Annotated in this window: 14 protein-coding genes and 8 pseudogenes; 9 read left to right on the top strand and 13 right to left on the bottom strand. The window is 58.5% G+C overall.

Going from position 1 to position 16,492, the window contains the following annotated elements; all coding sequences use genetic code 11:
* The first annotated feature begins 430 nt into the window (after nucleotides 1-430).
* The 3 genes and pseudogenes from istA to BA011_RS43990 form a co-directional block, all read left to right on the top strand.
* On the top strand, nucleotides 431-1,984 hold the full coding sequence (gene istA, locus BA011_RS39595) for an IS21 family transposase (RefSeq protein WP_065279982.1): 1,554 nt from the start codon (nucleotides 431-433) through the stop codon (nucleotides 1,982-1,984).
* A 16-nt stretch (nucleotides 1,985-2,000) separates the two neighbouring features.
* Nucleotides 2,001-2,777 (top strand): IS21-like element helper ATPase IstB, encoded by a 777-nt coding sequence (gene istB / locus BA011_RS39590; protein WP_065279981.1) that lies wholly within the window; start codon nucleotides 2,001-2,003, stop codon nucleotides 2,775-2,777.
* A gap of 131 nt (nucleotides 2,778-2,908) precedes the next feature.
* Nucleotides 2,909-2,986, top strand: a pseudogene (locus tag BA011_RS43990) (IS6 family transposase); the annotation flags it as partial.
* Between the two features lie 50 nt (nucleotides 2,987-3,036).
* On the opposite strand, the pseudogene BA011_RS39585 reads toward BA011_RS43990, so the two are convergent.
* The 6 genes and pseudogenes from BA011_RS39585 to BA011_RS39565 all read right to left on the bottom strand — a co-directional run.
* Nucleotides 3,037-3,654 (bottom strand): annotated as a pseudogene (locus tag BA011_RS39585) (IS6 family transposase); the annotation flags it as partial.
* A gap of 98 nt (nucleotides 3,655-3,752) precedes the next feature.
* Complete coding sequence (gene tnpC, locus BA011_RS39580) at nucleotides 3,753-5,408, bottom strand: IS66 family transposase (RefSeq protein WP_065280338.1); 1,656 nt, start codon at nucleotides 5,406-5,408, stop codon at nucleotides 3,753-3,755.
* A gap of 63 nt (nucleotides 5,409-5,471) precedes the next feature.
* Nucleotides 5,472-5,825, bottom strand: a complete 354-nt coding sequence (tnpB, locus tag BA011_RS39575; RefSeq protein WP_065280339.1) for an IS66 family insertion sequence element accessory protein TnpB — start codon at nucleotides 5,823-5,825, stop codon at nucleotides 5,472-5,474.
* Nucleotides 5,822-6,268 (bottom strand): IS66-like element accessory protein TnpA, encoded by a 447-nt coding sequence (tnpA, locus tag BA011_RS39570; RefSeq protein ID WP_065280340.1) that lies wholly within the window; start codon nucleotides 6,266-6,268, stop codon nucleotides 5,822-5,824. Before tnpA ends, tnpB begins: the two co-directional genes overlap by 4 nt.
* Nucleotides 6,269-6,359: 91 nt before the next feature.
* Nucleotides 6,360-6,452: pseudogene (locus BA011_RS43980) on the bottom strand (IS6 family transposase); the annotation flags it as partial.
* Between the two features lie 129 nt (nucleotides 6,453-6,581).
* Nucleotides 6,582-6,782 (bottom strand): hypothetical protein, encoded by a 201-nt coding sequence (locus tag BA011_RS39565; protein WP_065284798.1) that lies wholly within the window; start codon nucleotides 6,780-6,782, stop codon nucleotides 6,582-6,584.
* A gap of 706 nt (nucleotides 6,783-7,488) precedes the next feature.
* Here BA011_RS39565 and BA011_RS43975 point away from each other — a divergent pair.
* Nucleotides 7,489-7,702 (top strand): annotated as a pseudogene (locus BA011_RS43975) (IS6 family transposase); the annotation flags it as partial.
* Between the two features lie 87 nt (nucleotides 7,703-7,789).
* On the opposite strand, the pseudogene BA011_RS39560 reads toward BA011_RS43975, so the two are convergent.
* From BA011_RS39560 to BA011_RS39550, 3 genes and pseudogenes are all read right to left on the bottom strand, one after another.
* Nucleotides 7,790-8,541 (bottom strand): annotated as a pseudogene (locus tag BA011_RS39560) (IS6 family transposase).
* Complete coding sequence (locus tag BA011_RS39555; protein WP_065284796.1) at nucleotides 8,505-8,726, bottom strand: hypothetical protein; 222 nt, start codon at nucleotides 8,724-8,726, stop codon at nucleotides 8,505-8,507. Before BA011_RS39555 ends, BA011_RS39560 begins: the two are co-directional and overlap by 37 nt.
* The gene (locus BA011_RS39550; protein WP_065284795.1) at nucleotides 8,726-9,898 is read right to left on the bottom strand and encodes a hypothetical protein; all 1,173 of its coding nucleotides are present in this window, start codon (nucleotides 9,896-9,898) and stop codon (nucleotides 8,726-8,728) included. Before BA011_RS39550 ends, BA011_RS39555 begins: the two co-directional genes overlap by 1 nt.
* A gap of 131 nt (nucleotides 9,899-10,029) precedes the next feature.
* Between BA011_RS39550 and BA011_RS39545 the strand changes: the two genes are divergently transcribed.
* Nucleotides 10,030-10,623, top strand: a complete 594-nt coding sequence (locus BA011_RS39545) for a tyrosine-type recombinase/integrase (protein WP_081374279.1) — start codon at nucleotides 10,030-10,032, stop codon at nucleotides 10,621-10,623.
* Complete coding sequence (locus BA011_RS39540) at nucleotides 10,620-11,609, top strand: tyrosine-type recombinase/integrase (protein ID WP_065284794.1); 990 nt, start codon at nucleotides 10,620-10,622, stop codon at nucleotides 11,607-11,609. The genes BA011_RS39545 and BA011_RS39540 overlap by 4 nt, the downstream gene beginning before the upstream one ends.
* 39 nt (nucleotides 11,610-11,648) lie before the next feature.
* Here BA011_RS39540 and BA011_RS43965 read toward each other — a convergent pair.
* The 4 genes and pseudogenes from BA011_RS43965 to BA011_RS46775 all read right to left on the bottom strand — a co-directional run.
* A pseudogene (locus BA011_RS43965) lies at nucleotides 11,649-11,885 on the bottom strand (transposase zinc-binding domain-containing protein); the annotation flags it as partial.
* Between the two features lie 13 nt (nucleotides 11,886-11,898).
* Nucleotides 11,899-12,759, bottom strand: coding sequence for a tyrosine-type recombinase/integrase (locus BA011_RS39535; protein WP_065284793.1), 861 nt, complete (start codon nucleotides 12,757-12,759; stop codon nucleotides 11,899-11,901).
* Nucleotides 12,760-12,903: 144 nt separating this feature from the next.
* The gene (locus BA011_RS39530) at nucleotides 12,904-13,980 is read right to left on the bottom strand and encodes an IS630 family transposase (RefSeq protein ID WP_065284792.1); all 1,077 of its coding nucleotides are present in this window, start codon (nucleotides 13,978-13,980) and stop codon (nucleotides 12,904-12,906) included.
* Nucleotides 13,981-14,062: 82 nt separating this feature from the next.
* A pseudogene (locus BA011_RS46775) lies at nucleotides 14,063-14,353 on the bottom strand (DUF159 family protein); the annotation flags it as partial.
* Nucleotides 14,354-14,579: 226 nt separating this feature from the next.
* Between BA011_RS46775 and BA011_RS39525 the strand changes: the two are divergent.
* The 3 genes and pseudogenes from BA011_RS39525 to BA011_RS39515 all read left to right on the top strand — a co-directional run.
* Nucleotides 14,580-15,041 (top strand): mobile mystery protein A, encoded by a 462-nt coding sequence (locus BA011_RS39525; protein WP_065284791.1) that lies wholly within the window; start codon nucleotides 14,580-14,582, stop codon nucleotides 15,039-15,041.
* The gene (locus BA011_RS39520) at nucleotides 15,038-15,628 is read left to right on the top strand and encodes a mobile mystery protein B (RefSeq protein ID WP_065284790.1); all 591 of its coding nucleotides are present in this window, start codon (nucleotides 15,038-15,040) and stop codon (nucleotides 15,626-15,628) included. The genes BA011_RS39525 and BA011_RS39520 overlap by 4 nt, the downstream gene beginning before the upstream one ends.
* A 298-nt stretch (nucleotides 15,629-15,926) precedes the next feature.
* Nucleotides 15,927-16,397, top strand: a pseudogene (locus tag BA011_RS39515) (transposase); the annotation flags it as partial.
* Between the last annotated feature and the right edge of the window lie 95 nt (nucleotides 16,398-16,492).

Here is a 16,492-nt window from a genome sequence, read left to right as displayed (position 1 = left end):
CTCGCGAATTCAGGCGAAGCTCTTCGTCTGACGGTCGGTCGTCATCGGAAAGCTGTTCGTCGTGCCGGTGTCGCCGCCATGAATGAAATCTCCGCAAGCGGCATGACGACCAAGAACAGCCCTCGTAGAAGCAAACATTGCCGCGAAGTTTGCGGCAACTGAGAAAGCTGCAACGTCGCGAGGTTCTGTCGCAAAACTTTTCACCGGGTTTGCAACCAGTATGGTAGGCGTAGATCCGGGTTGAAGATGAGCAGGCTGCGTGTTTCACTAATTTCGGGACAGCAATTCCGGTAATTCGCGGACAGCGATTTCAGTAAATACGGGACAGCGATTCCGCTAATTCCGGGACAGTCTCGGACGTGGATTTAAGGTCGATTTTCGCAAGCGCCGTTCTGGCAGATTGCCTCCTCATCATCGGTTGAGAGGGGCCATGCCAAGACGGAAGCAAGCGAGACGAACGACAGTGAAAGACATTCGATCGATACTGCGACTGACGCACGAGCAGGGCCTTTCGGTTCGCGCCGTTTCGGAACGCCTGAAGATCAGCAAAACCTCTGTGGCGACGTATCTGTTGCGAGCGAGGGAGACCGGACTTTCGGTCTGGCCGTTGCCTGCGGGCCTGGACGATGATGCCGCGCTGGAGCGACATCTTTTCCGGCGCGTTGGCCGGCCGCCACAGGACTTGGTCGAGCCGGATTGGCGGTCCGTTTCCGCCGAGCTGAAGCGCAAGGGTGTAACGCTGACGCTGCTCTGGCAGGAATACAGGGCGAGCCATCCCGACGGCTACGGCTACACATGGTTTTGCGACCGTTTTGCCGTCTTCGAACGCCGCGCTCACGCGACGTTCCGCAACCGTCATGAGGCGGGCGCGGTGATGCAGACGGATTATGCCGGCCACACCATCCCCATCATCGACCCTTCGACCGGCGTCATCCATTCGGCACAAATCTTTGTGGCGATGCTTCCCGCCTCGTCGTTGACATTCGCCTGTGCCAGCTTCAGCCAGAAACTGCCGGACTGGATCGAGGGCCAGGAACGCGCGCTGAGCTTCTTCGGCGGCGTCACGAAGGCGATCGTGTGCGACAACCTGAAGGCAGGCGTCGCCAAGGCGCTGTGGTTCGAGCCGACGCTCAACGCCACCTTCGCTGCTATGGCCGAACATTACGATACGACCATCCTGCCGACCAGAAGCCGCAAGCCGCGTGACAAAGCCAAGGTCGAAGGTGCAGTGCTGATCGTCGAGCGCTGGATATTGGCTCGCCTCAGAAACCGACGCTTCTTCAGTCTGGCTGATCTGAATGCCGCGATCTCGGTTCTGCTTGACGACTTGAACAACCGCCCGATGCGCCACATCGGAAAGTCGCGCCGAGACCTGTTCGAGGAGGTAGAGAGAAAGGCGCTTGCGCCGCTGCCAGCAACGCCGTTCGACTATGCGGAATGGAAATCGGCGAAGGTCCATCCCGATTACCATGTCGAGGTCGACAAGACGTTCTACTCTGTGCCGCACCGCTTGATCGGCCGACAGGTTGATGTGCGTCTGACCCACCGGGTGGTCGAGGTATTTCTCGATCACAAGCGGATTGCCAGCCATATCAGGCGTTCTCAGCGATCCGGGCATGTGACGGTCAACGAGCATATGCCCAAATCCCACCAGCGTTATGCCAACACGACGCCGGCATCGCTTTTGAACCAGGCGGCAAGGATCGGGGTGAACACCGCCATTCTGGTCGAGCGGATGATGCGCGATCGTCCTCATCCCGAACAAGGATATCGCTCGGCCTTCGGCATTCTGTCCCTTGCCCGCCGTTACGAGACGGATCGCCTGGAAGCGGCGTGCGAGCGGGCGCTGGTCATCAACTCCATCACCTATTCCTCTGTCGCCGCCATTCTCAAATCCGGTCTCGATCGAACCAAACCCCAGACAGACCCGGCAAAACCCACCCCGCCGCACACCAACATCCGCGGCGGCTCCTATTACCAGTGAAGGAAAGGAAAGACCCATGCTGACACATCCAACCCTCGATCAGATGCAGGCCCTTGGCCTTGCCGGAATGGCAACGGCCTATCGCGAACTTGCCGCTCAGAACAACAGCAGCGATCTCAGCCGCGACGAGTGGCTCGGCCTGATGCTCGATCGGGAAACGGCTCTGCGATCCGACAAGCGCCTGACCAACCGGCTTGCAGCTTCAAAGCTCCGCTTTCCCGACGCCTGCATCGAGAACATCGACTTTGCCGCTCATCGTGGTCTCGACCGCCGCAACACTCTGTCGCTTGCGCAAGGGGCGTGGTTGAAGGCACATGAGAATATGATCATCACCGGCCAGACCGGCACGGGAAAAACCTGGCTCGCCTGCGCCTTCGGCCGTCAGGCTGCCCGGCTCGATCATTCCATCCTCTACCTGCGTATGCCGCGTCTGTTCGAAGATCTGGGCCTTGCCAGGCTTGACGGCCGCTTTCCACGCCTGGTCGACAAACTCGCCCGCGTCCAGTTGCTGATCCTCGACGACTGGGGAACGCACACGCTCACAGATCAACAACGCCTCGACCTGCTGGAAATCTTCGAGGAACGCTATCGCCGGAAATCAACGCTCATCACCGCGCAGCTTCCTGTCGCCCAGTGGCATGACATGATCGGAGAACCGACCATCGCAGACGCAATCCTCGATCGGATCATCCACAATGCGCACCGCATTGCCCTTGAAGGCGACAGCATGCGACGGCAAAAAACACCATCCCACTTGACCGGCGCTGAAAACGGCGAAATCAATCGCTCATGACTTCAACCAGGCAGGCGAAAATCGACCACACCATGCTGTCCCGGAATTAGTGAAACCATTGTCCGCGATTTAGTGAAACGACTGTCCCGTTCTTCCGAAATACGCAAGCAGGCAGATTGAGTTTCCCGATCATGGTCGATTTCAAAGGCAGTCATTACCCGAAAGACGTGATTTTATACGCGGTATTTTTCTACGTGAGATATGCGGTCGGTGATGTCAGGTTAACTCGATCAAGTAAGCTTTCGGCATGCTGGTTGGATCAGGCCGCTGTCGCGGTGACCGCCTTCCAATGTGCCATCGCCGTGAGGCGATGCAGATGAACAGCGGTGGCAGAGTGGTTGGAGCGTGCGGGGACGAAGAGATTTCGGATCGCGGAGAACACACTGACGAAACGTTGCAGCGAACCCGGCGAGCGAAATCGCTGCATGATCCGCTCCCGTTTCCGCAGAGGAAGATGCGAGTTTTCGGCGCGGTTGTTCAGCCCCTTGTGTGATCGATGCTCGACGGTGGGCATCACATGCCGCCGTGCTGCGCCATAAGAGCGAAGCTTGTCGGTGACGATCCGCTTCGGCAGACATCCCTGCTTCTTCATCAACCGCGTTAGCAGACGCTTGGCAGCCTTGGTGTTGCGGCGGGTCTGGACGATCTCGTCGAGAACGTAGCCATCCTGATCGACGGCGCGCCAGAGCCAGTGTTTGCGTCCGCCGATCGTCACGACCACCTCGTCCAGATGCCACACATCATCTGGGCTTGGCGCCTTCCGCCGCAAGCGGCACGCATAATCCGGGCCGAACTTCCTCGCCCAACACCGGATCGTCTCATAGGAAACCACGATGCCGCGCTCCAGCAGCATTTCTTCGACCAGTCGCAGGCTCAGCGTATGCGGCGTCTCCACCCCATTGATTTTGCGGTTGTAGCGGTCAGGTCTATCGCTTGCGGATTTTCTGTGAGCTCATCGAAGAGTCCCGGACGAGCTCACTGTGAGGCGCTGGTCCGGCAGTGCGCATAGGCCCACGGCATGAGTGCGTCGATATCTTTGGCGAGATGACCGTTGGCGAGGCTGATGAAGAGATCTCGCAGGTAGGCGTAGGGTTCGACACCATTCATTTTGCAGCTTCCGATCAGGCTGGCAAAGCGGGCCCAATTTCGGCCACCCTCGTCATGCCCGGCAAACAGCGCGTTGCGGCGGTTCATGGCCGGGCTGCGGATCGCGTTTTCGACCAGGTTTGAATCGATGTCGACGCAGCCGTCATCGAGGAAGAGCCGGAAGCCATCCTGGCGTTTGAGCATATAGGCCATAGCCTGACCGAGGTCGGACTTGCGCGAGACGCGCGCGGCTTGAGCGGACAGCCAGGTGAAGAACTCATCCACCAATGGGCGGGACAGGTGTTGGCGGACAGCCCGGCGATATTCGGGATCACGGCCTCGGATGCCGTCTTCAATCTTGTAAAGAGCGGCGATACGTAACAACGCCTCATCGACGATGGGCGAACCTTTCTTCGGCTTGGCCTTGATCAGTTTTCTGCGGCCATGCGCCCAGCAGAAGGCCAGCTTTAGCGGATCACCGCCCGTGCGGTCCAGCGTGGCGAGGTGCGAGTAGCCACCATAGGCATCGACCTGGATCGTGCCGTTGAAGCCGTCGAGGATTTCTGCGGCATATTCGCCTTTACGCCCAGGCCGGTAGTGGAAGACCACGCCCGTCGGCGCAGAGCCGTTCCAACCGCGATCATCGCGCAAAACAGCCCAGAGATAGCCAGTTTTCGTCGTGCCGCGGCCCGGATCCAACACCGGGGCCGTAGTCTCATCGACATAAAGTCTTGAACTGCCCTGATTCAGGATCATGGCCATGCGGTCTACCACCGGCGCGATCGCAGCACCCGTTCGGCCCATCCAATCGGCCAGGACCGTACGGTCGATCGGCACTCCGTGTCGGGCCATGACTGTCGCCTGACGGTTGAGCGGCATATGTTCGGAATGCTTGGACACGGCGATCTGCGCCAACAGGGCTTCGGTCGGCCAGCTACCTTCCAGCAAATGCGCCGGCGCTCTGGCCTGTACCACGCCCGTGCGGCCCTTGGGACAAGCGTATTTCGGGCGGATCGTGACTATCACCTGATAGCAAGCCGGAATTTGATCGAGCCGTTCCGTCCGATCTTCGCCGATCCGCACCATGTTGCCGCAGCCACAGGGGCAAGCAATGCTGTCGGGCTCGATCACCCGCTCGACCCGCGGCAGGTGCTCAGGCAGCGCGCGCGTCTTGCGCTGTTTGCGAGGGGCGTCCTTGCCGACATCGGGTCCGCTCGCCGCGATCTTTTCCTCAACGAAGGCGATCTGGGCCTGTGTTTCGGCAATCGCCGTCTCCAGGTCCTCCAGCGCCAGTTCCATCTGCGTCGGATCCAGCTTTTCCGATTTCGGCCCGAACTTCGTACGCCGGTAGTCCTGAACCTGGCCCTCAAGCTTCTCGATCAGTTCCTTTAGCTCGGTGATGAAGGCGTCCTTTTCGGCCACCGCCGCCTGCTCATGCTGACGTGCTGCACGCTCCACCGACAGCTCGAACTGCACCGCCGCAAAGGCGTTCAACACCTCGACGGGAAGGTCCGGGAACTGGCTGAGATCGATGGGCTGCGACATGCAGCTTTATAGCAAATCAAGCAGAAAAGCCCAATAAAACAATGCCAAAATCGAGCCGGTGAGTCATCCTGCCGCAGTTGGCGGTGTCACCCGCTGCGCCATCACCCGCCGCCAATCGAGCCCTTCGAACAACGCTTCGTATTGAGCCCGTGACAGCCGCATCGTTCCATCTTGCACCTTCGGCCATGCAAAGCTTCCCTGTTCCAGGATTTTGTAGGTCAGCACCATTCCGGTGCCATCCCATACCAGGATTTTCAAACGATCCCCGCGCTTCGACCGGAAGACCACGGTGACCCCGGAATGCGGATCAAGCTTCAACTCGGTCTGCACCATCAATGCCAGCGCCTGATGGCCACAGCGGAAGTCCACCGGCCGCGTCGCGATCAGGATCGGTAAGCGTTGGCCCGCGACGATCATGCTGTCCCTCGCATCGCCCGCACCAAGGCCGCAACCCGATCAACCGGCACATCGCCGGGAACCCTCACCACGAGGTCTGCGCCTATTTCTACTGTCATAATCCCTGAAGTGATCTCGACCAGCTCCGGAACCGGCGATGCATCGGCAGCCTCCTTCGGTTCCGTTGCGATCGCCAGCGGCACAAAGGCAGGTTCGATAGACCCGTCCTCAATGGCTGGCATCAGTTCGGCAGGCAGCGCCAGAAGACCCTGACGTGCTTGTCGTCGCCAGCAAGAAAGCTGATGCGCAACGAGATCATGACGACGCGCAACGTCAGCGACCCTAACTCCAGGCTGAAGGCTCTCCGCAACAATCCGCGCCTTCACAGCATTGGGCCATCGCCGGTTTCCACGACGAGGCTCGACAATTTCACAGCGCCCAATAAATCCCTCACCATCTGCCATGCCAAATCTCCAGCTCTTGCCGAAAACCTTGTGGCAGATACCTCAATGCTCAGAAACACACGGAATCAATGGGATGTAGGCGGCGCATACGGCTCAGCGGAAATCGGGTGTAGAGCCAGACCGCATGGGCGATCAAAGAGGGCGGAAAGCGATGCCGTTTGTAGCTGACAGGATTCAGGTTCATGGCGCCGAGCTAATAGCGAACGCCTTCAAGGAAAGTTAATCTGACATCACCGCCTCGACACAATGGGCGACGGAATTGCTGGAGCGAAAACCAGGCAAAGTGGCGGCTGTCGCACTGGCTCACCACGACCTAATTCGGTCGAAGCGTTTTGGTCGCAATCAGCATGACGAGATCTTCGGAGGCATCTGCGAGCGCCAGTGCCAATTCCGCAGCCGACCATCCACGTTTCTGCAAACTGACGAGCATTTCCACCATCGCGACTTCGACTTCTCGTCTGCAGCTCGAAATCGGCTTCAATTCGATATATTTCTCATCACATGCCGTGGTCATCTTAGCCTCCGCTCTGCCATATGAAAGGCAGCGTCATCAATTTCGACAATGGGTGGATATGGTAGGGGTTGCATGCAAGCCTCGAGCCATTACGCCTCGACACAGAGGGCCTCGGCTGCGCGCAACCCCTCGCGCGCCATTATTTGCCGATGTCCGGCATCAGGAGCGTCTCGCATGAATCTGCACAATAGGTGGTGGAATTCTTCCCGGCGCCTGAGCGGGTGCACGCAGAATGATTCCTGTTGCAAGCCAACGCTTGCGCAAAGCACGCACGAATGTTCCTCCGATAGATCACGACCTATCCTCCTATGTTTGCATGTTTTGTTTTGAATAAGTGTCGTTTTACGTTGCCGGCGCCTCGAAACTACATTGCACCGGCAGGTGCGTATTTCTGAATTTCCTTCGGAATTAACCACTGCTCATTTAAATATATGAACAGGACGCAATTGTCGTTATCGCCGCATCCTGAAAATTATCGGTCCGTCCATTTCTGCTCGCCAGGGAATATGATAGGTAGCTTATGCACGTAAAGCTTTAGCCAATTCGGCTTTTGTCGGATGGCAGTGCGGTTCAGCCGCGAAAACGATTGTTTGCTTCAGTTTCAGCAGCCCGGATCGGCTATGTGCTGGAGGAATTGGATGGTTACGGAGTCTGGAGGGCCCCGTAACGTTAACCGGGCATCGATCAAAATGTGGGATCTGGCCGCATGCCCAGATTTTCCCGTGATCCTCTTTATCGTCGCCACCGATTTCCGTCGCAGGTGATTGCCCACGCGGTTTGGCTCTATTTCCGGTTTCCGCTCAGCCTGCGGATGGTCGAGGATATGCTGGCAGCTCGTGGAGTCATCGTCTCTCACCAGACCGTGCGGCAGGGCGGAGAAGTTCGGCAGGCATTTCGCCAATAATATCCGGAAGCGATCGGCCGGCAAGCTCGGCGACCAAGGCATCTCGATGAAGGGCGATGACACGTTGTTTGATCAACGGCCGAAAAGTCGCTTGTCGGTAAACTCAGGCAATTGCAGCGGTCACGGCTTTCCACTGCGCCATGGCGCGGATCCGATGAATATGGGTGGCTAGGGCTGAGTGTCTCTGGTGCGGCGCGACGAAAAGATTTCGGACTGCTGAAAAGACCGAGATGAAACGTTGCAAACCTCCGACGGATCGAAAGCCCTGCATCATCCGCTCTCGTTTTCGAAGCGGCACGTGAGAATTCTCTGCGCGATTGTTAAGGCCCTTGTGCGATCGATGTTCGACGCCGGGCATTACATCCCGTTTTGCCGCGCCGTATGAGCGCAGTTTGTCGGTGACGATGCGCTTCGGCGACAGACCTTGCTTCTTCAGCAGCCTGACCAGCAATCGCTTGGCAGCCTTGGTATCGCGGCGGGTCTGGACGATCTCGTCGAGAACGTAGCCGTCTTGGTCGACAGCACGCCACAGCCAATGTTTTCGGCCGCCTATGGAAATCACGACCTCGTCCAGATGCCAGATATCTTTCCGCGACGGCTTCTTTCTAGGCAGCTGCTTGACGTAGGCTGCCCCGAATTTGCGGCCCCATCGCCGTATCGTTTCGTAAGAGACGACGATACCGCGCTCCAGCAACATTTCCTCGACCAGCCGCAGGCTCAACGGGAACCGGAAATACAGCCACACCGCACGGGCGATGATCTGCGGTGGAAAGCGGTGGTTCTTGTAGCTGATGGTCGATGAGGTCATCTCAACCGTATTATCCGCCACCCGTTAAGTTGCCGACAACGTGACATCGCCCTGGTGCAGCATCGGCTGGCGCGATGATAATCAGTGCTTCAGGATATGGGTTGCCGCTCAGGATGTCCTGATCGACGATGTCGATCAGGTCCTGCTGTTCAAACTCCGCAAGCGTCGTGACCAGCACCAGGCAATCCGCGTGCTCTTTGCGTGACCAATGAAAATGGTAGAAGGCGCTCATCAGTTGCCGAGCCCGATCGGAATGAGAATTGTGAAGACGGCGCCTTCGACGCGCGCATGTTGTCCTGGTGGCCCGCCACCGATGTCAATGAACTGTAGGTCATCGTCTGTCACCCGGGGTTCTTCCAATCCAGGGTGAAACCATTTGCATAACGACAGCCGACCAGTTCTGAGCCGCATAAGGCCACCGGACGATTTGAGGGCATGCATCACCCGAGGCAGTCCCCATCCGTGCGCCGGATTGGGAACCGTGGTGATGCTCTTCAAAAAGCATTTGTGAACTAGGTCGTACTCTTCTCGGATCGGCATTTCAGCTGGGATCAGGGCACCAAATGACCGCGCTGCGAGGCCCGGGCCGCTGTCGAAGACCGACACCTCCAGGAATTCAACCCGTGGACGTGATGCATGTCGCTCCATGCTTTCGATATACTCTCGGAGTGCGGTGAGGCCGGCCGAAAATGCATCATGCGGTATGTCGACCGGCCGAAGAGCGAACACAATTCCTCGCGCAGACCGCGGATAAAGCGCACCTTCAAGGTCCGTTCGAGCGTGGAGATGCGTATTGGAGAACAATTCTCGAAAAAGACTTGCGAGTAGCCCAGCATCGACGTCTTCAATACGAAGCCTGTTTCGCTTTATAAGTCTGAGCAGGGCCTGCCTGACGAGCCCAGTGAAATCAGGCAGAACCTCGCCGGTTCTCGGATGGTAGAGGAACGGGTTCGGCCCGTCACGCTCAAGATGATCAATCGAGACCAACGGCAGCGACTGGCCGTGAATTATTTCGTCGAATGTCCCGGTATAAAGCTCGTTCAGGCGCTTGCTCACCAAACGGAGCATACCAGCGGTCACGTCACGACTGCCGTCACGGCCAATGATACGATCGGCGAAGGACGCCGCGATCAATCCGTAAGTTCTTGCGAGTAGCGTCTCGGCAGCGTGCTCCGGTTCGACGTCGCTATTCAGATGCAGCGTTGCGTCAGGCTCATTTCGACGAGACCAGGTTATGGCCAACTGCGCGCCACTAACCGAGCCACCGGCTCTCGCTTCGAATGCCCATTTGTTAGGCACAGTCAAGCCGCTCGAGCGCTCATTGACGAGACTGAGTGCGGCCTCAACCTTGTCGTACATTGCGCTTTGGGCAAGGCGATCACGAATTTCCACGCCGGATGCCATGGATGGAAGACTTACCTTTTCGCCAAGATGGACATGAACTCGTCCCACTCGCGTTTCGACATAGCAGTGTGGGAATGCTCGACTTTTTCTCCAGCGAGCATCCGCCGTAATGCTTTCATTCCTTCACGGAGATTGGTCGCCTGATCAAAGCGGCCGGCCGGCTTCGACCTCAAGGAGGCCTGCGCTCGCTGACGTATGCGACCTTGATCGCCCTACTGGCGGCCACGGGGCTGCGCATCTCCGAAGCCCTCAAGCTCACGTTCGCTGACATAACGAGCGACGGTCTGCTGATCCGCGAGACCAAGTTCCGCAAGACCCGTCTCGTGCCGTTGCACGATACAACGGCGGCAGGCTTGCAATGCTACCTGAACCGGCGCGGGCCTGGCTCGGGCGATGATCCCGTGTTCGCCGACACGCATGGCCGGCCGCTGCGCTATATCGCAGTCAAAGAGACCTTCGACAGGCTGGTCGGCAAAGCTGGCATCTGGCTAACGCCGGCGCGGCGCCCTCGGCTGCATGATCTGCGGCACACATTCGCGGTGCGGGCGCTGCAAGGCAGTCCGATGGGCCGAAACGGATGCGGTGCGCATGTGGTCGCGCTCGCGACGTACATGGGGCACGTCAACATCTACTCCACCTACTGGTACCTGGAAGCAACCGCTGATCTTGTGCGCGACATCGCCGTGGCGGGAGAAGCGTTCATGTCAGAGGGAGCGCAAGCATGACACCGATCGCTCCCCTCATCGAAGCGTTCCTGCGCGAAACACTCGTCCATCAACGGGGCGCAAGCCGACACACGTGCGATTCCTATGCCCAGGGCTTCCAACTCCTGTTCGAGTTTGCCGCTGCAAGGCTCAAGAGTACACCATCGAAGCTGATGTTGGAGCAGATCGACTCCGGTTTAGTCAGCGCCTTCCTCGAGCATCTCGAGGATAAGCGCAAGAATGGCGCCGTGACGCGAAACGTTCGTCTGGCAGCCATCAAGTCGTTCTTCCACTTCCTCGAATACCGGCAACCGGCAGCCCTCGATCAAGTCCGCCGCGTGCTGGCTATTCCGTTCAAGAAGACGGACACGCGTCTCGTTCCCTATCTGCTGCGCGAAGAGCTGCAAGCGTTGCTCGATGCTCCGGACCCGACAACGCGTGACGGCATCCGCGACCGAGCCATGCTGCATGTGGCCGTGTGTGCTGGCTTGCGCGTCTCGGAACTGACAGGCCTGAAGATCGACGATATCGAAATGTCGTCTATGAGCATGCGCGTTATCGGTAAGGGCCGGCGGGAACGAGTGCTGCCGCTGTGGAAGCCGGCAGCCACGGCACTGCGCGCCTGGCTCGCCATTCGCGGAAAGATCGCGACACCCGAAGTGTTCATCAACGCCCGTGGTGAACCTCTGAGCCGATGGGGCTTTGCCTATCTGCTCAAACAGCACGCCGCGGTGGCAGCTCTCCAACAGCAAGGTCTCGCCAAAAAGCGCGTCTCGCCTCATGTGCTTAGGCACACCTGCGCGATGATCATCCTGCAGGCGACGCAAGACATCCGGAAAGTATCGCTATGGTTGGGCCATGCCACGCTGACGACCACCGAGGTCTATACGCGAGGTGATCCGACCAAAAAGCTCGAAGCCATGGAAGCGATCGTGCCACCGCATCTGCGGCGCGGAACGTTCCAACCGACCGACAGGCTGATTGCATTACTAAAGAGCACTTCGTAATGGTGAGCTAAGCGGGCGGCGAAATGTGTGAAAGGGCCACCAGGTCGCCGCCAACTCCCCATTACTGGATCTGCACATAAGACAGGAATTATAGGCGATGCGGAACGCCGCGCAGTCCTGACATTGCTGGACATGCCCGCCCAGGCGAGCGGTCCGGCACATCTCGACCGCACTCATGACCCGGCGTTCGACACGCCCGAGATGGGTGTCGTGGGCTTGACGATATCTTTCCCCGTGGCGGCGAAAAATGTCCGCCACCTCCAGTCCCGCCGCCATGGCGAAACTATGCTCAGCCTGGCGGCACCACCTCTAACGTCAGCCGGTCGAGCGGGCTGGTCGTGCTGCGGATCAGGGTATTGGAAACCTTCGTGTAGCGTGCCGTGGTGGACAGATTGTTGTGGCCGAGCAAAACCTGGATGATGCGGATGTCGGTTCCGCTTTCCAGAAGATGGGTGGCAAAGCTGTGACGCAGCGTATGTACCGTCACCCTTTTGTCGATGCCGGCCGCGGCGCACGCCGAACGGCAGGCAGAATACAGAACCTGGACGTCGATGGGCTTGGTCTCGTCCCGGCCCGGGAACAGCCAGACCTCGGGTCTCGCCAGCCGCCAATAGACCCGCAGGATCGCGAGCAACTGCCCGGACAGCATGACGTTGCGATCCTTTCCGCCCTTGCCATGCTCGACGCGGATGATGCCGCGTTCGCCATCAACGTCGCGGACCTTGAGATGGACAGCTTCCGAGGCGCGCAGCCCCGCTGCATAAGCTGTCGTCAGTGCGGTGCGGGTCCTCAGGCTCGGAACCGCTTCCAGAAACCGCACGATCTCGTCGCCGTTTAGGATCGTCGGAAGCTTGGCGGGTGTCCGGGCATAGGCAATGCGCTCCGGTATCTCGCCATGACCAAGCGTGACGCCAAAGAAGAACCGCAGGGCACAAACTGTCTGGTTCAAGGCCGGCCATGATAGGCCCGATGAGACCAGATGCACCTGAAACCCGCGCACGTCTTCCAGTCCAAGACGGTCTGGCGATCGCCCGAAATAGCGCGAGAACTTCGTCACCGCATGCAAATACGATCGTTGCGTCGCTGGCGAAAGATTGCGGATCGTCATGTCATCGATCATGCGCCGGCGCAGCGGGCTTATCTCTGTCATCGTCATCTCCTGTTCTGAAAGTTGGGCAAACAACCCAATCCTTCAAAACAGCAGCAATCATGCAAATCCCGCGCTCCAAATGCCGCGATAGCGGCTTCGTTCAATCCTGAATGTCGACCGGTCCTAGTCACCTGAATCTGAAGTTCAGTTCATTGTCTTCTGGCAGAAGCGCTTGACCGACGCGAGGATTTGGTCGGCGGATTTGACCCACTTGTACGGGGTGGGGTTCTCGTTGTGGGTTTCGATGAAGGCGTCGATGTCGGCTTCCAGTTCTGCGGTGGAACGGTGTACGCCGCGCTGCAACTGCTTTCGCGTTAGCTCTGCAAACCACCGCTCGACCTGATTGATCCAGGATGCCGACGTTGGCGTGAAGTGAACATGCCAGTGTGGGCGGCGCGCGAGCCAGGCCTTGATTCTCGGCGTCTTGTGGGTCGCATAGTTGTCCATCACCAGATGCACGTCCGGCCCACTGGGCATTTCGGCGTCGATCCGCTTCAGGAAGTCGAGGAATTCAGTGGCCCGGTGACGCTTGTAGCAATGACCGATCACCGCACCAGTGGCAATGTCGAGCGCGGCGAACAGAGAAGTCGTGCCGTTGCGGACATAGGTATGGGTGCGCCGTTCGGCGACGCCCGGTGCCATAGGCAGAACCGGCTGCTCGCGATCCAATGCCTGGATTTGCGATTTCTCATCCACGCATAGCACGATCGCCCGGTCCGGTGGCGACATATAAAGGCCGACGATGTCCTGCACCTTATCGACGAAGAGCGGATCTGAGGAAAGCTTGAATGTCTCGGCACGATGCGGCTGCAGGCCAAATGCGGTCCAGATCCGACGGATGGTGGTATGCGAAAGGCCGCTGTCGGCTGCCATCGAACGGATGGACCAGTGCGTGGCATCCTTGGGAGTGACGTTCAACGTACGCTCGACGACCTGAGCAACCTGGGCATCGGAGACAGTTCGCGGTCGACCGGCACGATATTCATCTGTCAGCCCTTCAATACCATCCTGTACGAACCTGCGGCGCCACTTGCCAACCGTGTGCTCGTGAACACCCAGGCGTTCGGCAACGTCCTTGCTTTGCAAACCCTGCGCGCACAGCAAGACCATCCGGCATCGATCCGACAACGAGCGTGCCGCTTTATGCCGGCGCACCTGAGATTCGAGGAAATTTCTGTCCGCGTCGCTCAGAACGACGAGGTCCGCCTGCCTGCCAACCATCGATCAAACCCCTGCTCTTGTGACAGAAGCCGAACAAAATGAAGCTTACTTTGGTTCCAGGTGACTAGGGTACCGTGGCGTTGTTGCGGCAGAATCCCGCCCAAGCGACAACGGGTTCGTCGTTGACCGAGAACCAAGCCCGGGTCTTAAGCCCAGGGACACCTTCAGGATTTGCAAAATGCGTGATCGGGATCAAACAGCGGTAGCGCGGGTCTACGACCAGATGTCCCCACATCGGGTTTGTGAGGTCTGCGACCAGCCCAATCCGGCCGGGAGGTGCCCCGTGCAGGCGCATCTCCCTGGTGTGACGCGGGAAGCCCCAGGGGATAGATTTGAGTAGGCGTCGACCATCTTTCTCGAAAGCGATCAAACCCTGGACTGTTATAGCACAGAACACAATGGGAACAAACTGCTTGGAGTCATTCGAGCAAAACGATATGAACCAGACTCCAGCCTGATTTTATATTCGTGAGTCACAGATTGCAGCCTGATATGTTGAGCCATATAATCATATTACAGACTGAGTCATGCGCATTGACATTCAGCCTGTATACTGATTTATCATGTCTCGTGATCAACTTACAGTCTGAGGACAATGGATGAAGAGCGACAGTCGAAAGAGGGGGCGCCTGCGACTCGATGAACGACTTCGAGCGCTCCAACCGATTGATCGCTTCAAGGCGCCGCCGAAAGGATGGGTGCGTGCACTACGCGATGCGCTCGGCATGACGGGCGCGCAGCTCGGCACACGCATTGGCGTGCGACCTCAAACTGTTGAAGCCATCGAGAAGTCGGAAGCCGCAGGCACGATCCAACTCAATACCTTACGTCGCGCAGCTGAGGCGCTGGATTGCACTCTCGTCTACGCCCTCGTTCCAAACAGTTCACTTGAGACTGTCATCGAGGGGCGCGCAAGGAAGATCGCAACGCGTGAGCTTCAGCGTGTCGCGCATACAATGCGGCTCGAAGCTCAGGACACAGATGAAGCAGACTTCGAATCCCGCGTCCAGGCATACATTCGCGACAAGCTCTCCGAGCGCGACCTCTGGAACGAGACATGACGGACCTATTTCAGGAGCCCGAGGACGCCACACCCCTTGAGCCGCATGAGCGAGAGGGACTGCTTCAGACATGGATCACGCACCGCCGTGATCTCAACGAGGCGGAGCAAGAAAACATCGTCGAGGGTGCGGCCTGGGCGCGCCGGCGCGTGTCGCTTGAGCGAATGCTCAGCGAGGACTTCATGCGAACACTGCACAAGCGGATGTTCGGCGACGTCTGGGAATGGGCCGGCACCTTCCGAACGACGGAGCGCAACATCGGCGTCCAAGCCTACTGCATCGGAGTGGAGCTCGCGAGCCTGTTAAGCGACGTCGGCTATTGGGTTGAGCATGAGGCATTTCCGTCGGATGAAATTGCGATCAGGTTTCACCATCGCCTGGTCGCGATCCACCCGTTTCCAAACGGAAACGGCCGTCACGCTCGATTGGCAGCCGATCTTCTGATCGAACGCCTTGGCGGCGAGCGTTTCAGTTGGGGCGGCGGAACTCTGGCCGATGTCGGTGAACTGCGCACTCGCTACGTCGTGGCCCTTCGCGCAGCAGACAACCATGATATCGCGCCGCTGCTAGAATTCGCGCGCACCTGAGAAGCGGTATATCGTTCGCCTTGATGGGATCAGAACCGTCGACAACTTGACCTAGTTTAGCTCAGCCGCTGATTTGTTTGAAACTCTTTGGCATAAGCCGCTATTGTGGAACGACTAGCTTCGGCGCTTGAAGGCCGTCTCCCGCTGCCTGTTGGATCCAGTGTTGCTGTCGGCGGAACCTGGCACAAGCGGAATTTGCAGCGGATGGCGTGAAGCGCTATAATTGCGACCTGCAAAATCTTTGCGACAAGCCCACGGTCAGGTTCTGAACTCGCCCGGCGGTTTCCAGACCAAATGGCAGATCGTTGCCCATACCCTGACGGATCAGGATGCTGGCGATGTCTCTCAAGTTGCGCCACTCCTCGACCAGATTGGCGGTCTGATCGGACAGTTCACAGCCGACGTTGCCTATGATGGAAAACCTACATACGACGCAGTCATCGATCATAGCGCGGCGGCGGCTATCGTCATTCCGCCTCGCGCCAACGCGGTCGAGCCAAGCGACGATAGACCTCGCGGCCAACGGAACCGGCATATCGCCGCAATCAACAGTGACGGCCGGATGAAATGGCAGGTCTCTAACGGTTACGGCAAACGCTCGCTGGTTGAGACGGCAATCGGGCGATACAAGTCCATCATCGGGCGGCGTCTGCGGGCCAGGTCACTGCCTGGTCAGCAGACCGAGTCCGCCATCGGCTGCGCCGTCCTCAACCGCATGCTTGCTTGCGCACGCCCGAAAGCCGTCCGCCGCAAGGCAGCCACGCCATAGTCAGCCGTTTCAAAGATCCCCATCCGTTCAGTTCCACATCCGTGCACCAACGCCCTATCTTCAGCATCTTCGACTGGAAGCTGCTCATAGGGAAC

It is taken from the genome of Rhizobium leguminosarum (assembly GCF_001679785.1).
GTDB classification, from domain to species: Bacteria; Pseudomonadota; Alphaproteobacteria; order Rhizobiales; family Rhizobiaceae; genus Rhizobium; species Rhizobium leguminosarum_R.
This window is presented reverse-complemented; position numbering and strand designations above follow the sequence as displayed.

What these genes read in the sequence shown, in the direction of transcription:
- istA (WP_065279982.1), top strand. Translation starts at nt 431, where the DNA reads ATGCCAAGACGGAAGCAAGCGAGACGAACGACAGTGAAAGACATTCGA.
- istB (WP_065279981.1), top strand. Translation starts at nt 2,001, where the DNA reads ATGCTGACACATCCAACCCTCGATCAGATGCAGGCCCTTGGCCTTGCC.
- tnpC (WP_065280338.1), bottom strand. Translation starts at nt 5,408, where the DNA reads ATGTCGCAGCCCATCGATCTCAGCCAGTTCCCGGACCTTCCCGTCGAG.
- tnpB (WP_065280339.1), bottom strand. Translation starts at nt 5,825, where the DNA reads ATGATCGTCGCGGGCCAACGCTTACCGATCCTGATCGCGACGCGGCCG.
- tnpA (WP_065280340.1), bottom strand. Translation starts at nt 6,268, where the DNA reads ATGGCAGATGGTGAGGGATTTATTGGGCGCTGTGAAATTGTCGAGCCT.
- BA011_RS39565 (WP_065284798.1), bottom strand. Translation starts at nt 6,782, where the DNA reads ATGACCACGGCATGTGATGAGAAATATATCGAATTGAAGCCGATTTCG.
- BA011_RS39555 (WP_065284796.1), bottom strand. Translation starts at nt 8,726, where the DNA reads ATGAGCGCCTTCTACCATTTTCATTGGTCACGCAAAGAGCACGCGGAT.
- BA011_RS39550 (WP_065284795.1), bottom strand. Translation starts at nt 9,898, where the DNA reads ATGGCATCCGGCGTGGAAATTCGTGATCGCCTTGCCCAAAGCGCAATG.
- BA011_RS39540 (WP_065284794.1), top strand. Translation starts at nt 10,620, where the DNA reads ATGACACCGATCGCTCCCCTCATCGAAGCGTTCCTGCGCGAAACACTC.
- BA011_RS39535 (WP_065284793.1), bottom strand. Translation starts at nt 12,759, where the DNA reads ATGACAGAGATAAGCCCGCTGCGCCGGCGCATGATCGATGACATGACG.
- BA011_RS39530 (WP_065284792.1), bottom strand. Translation starts at nt 13,980, where the DNA reads ATGGTTGGCAGGCAGGCGGACCTCGTCGTTCTGAGCGACGCGGACAGA.
- BA011_RS39525 (WP_065284791.1), top strand. Translation starts at nt 14,580, where the DNA reads ATGAAGAGCGACAGTCGAAAGAGGGGGCGCCTGCGACTCGATGAACGA.
- BA011_RS39520 (WP_065284790.1), top strand. Translation starts at nt 15,038, where the DNA reads ATGACGGACCTATTTCAGGAGCCCGAGGACGCCACACCCCTTGAGCCG.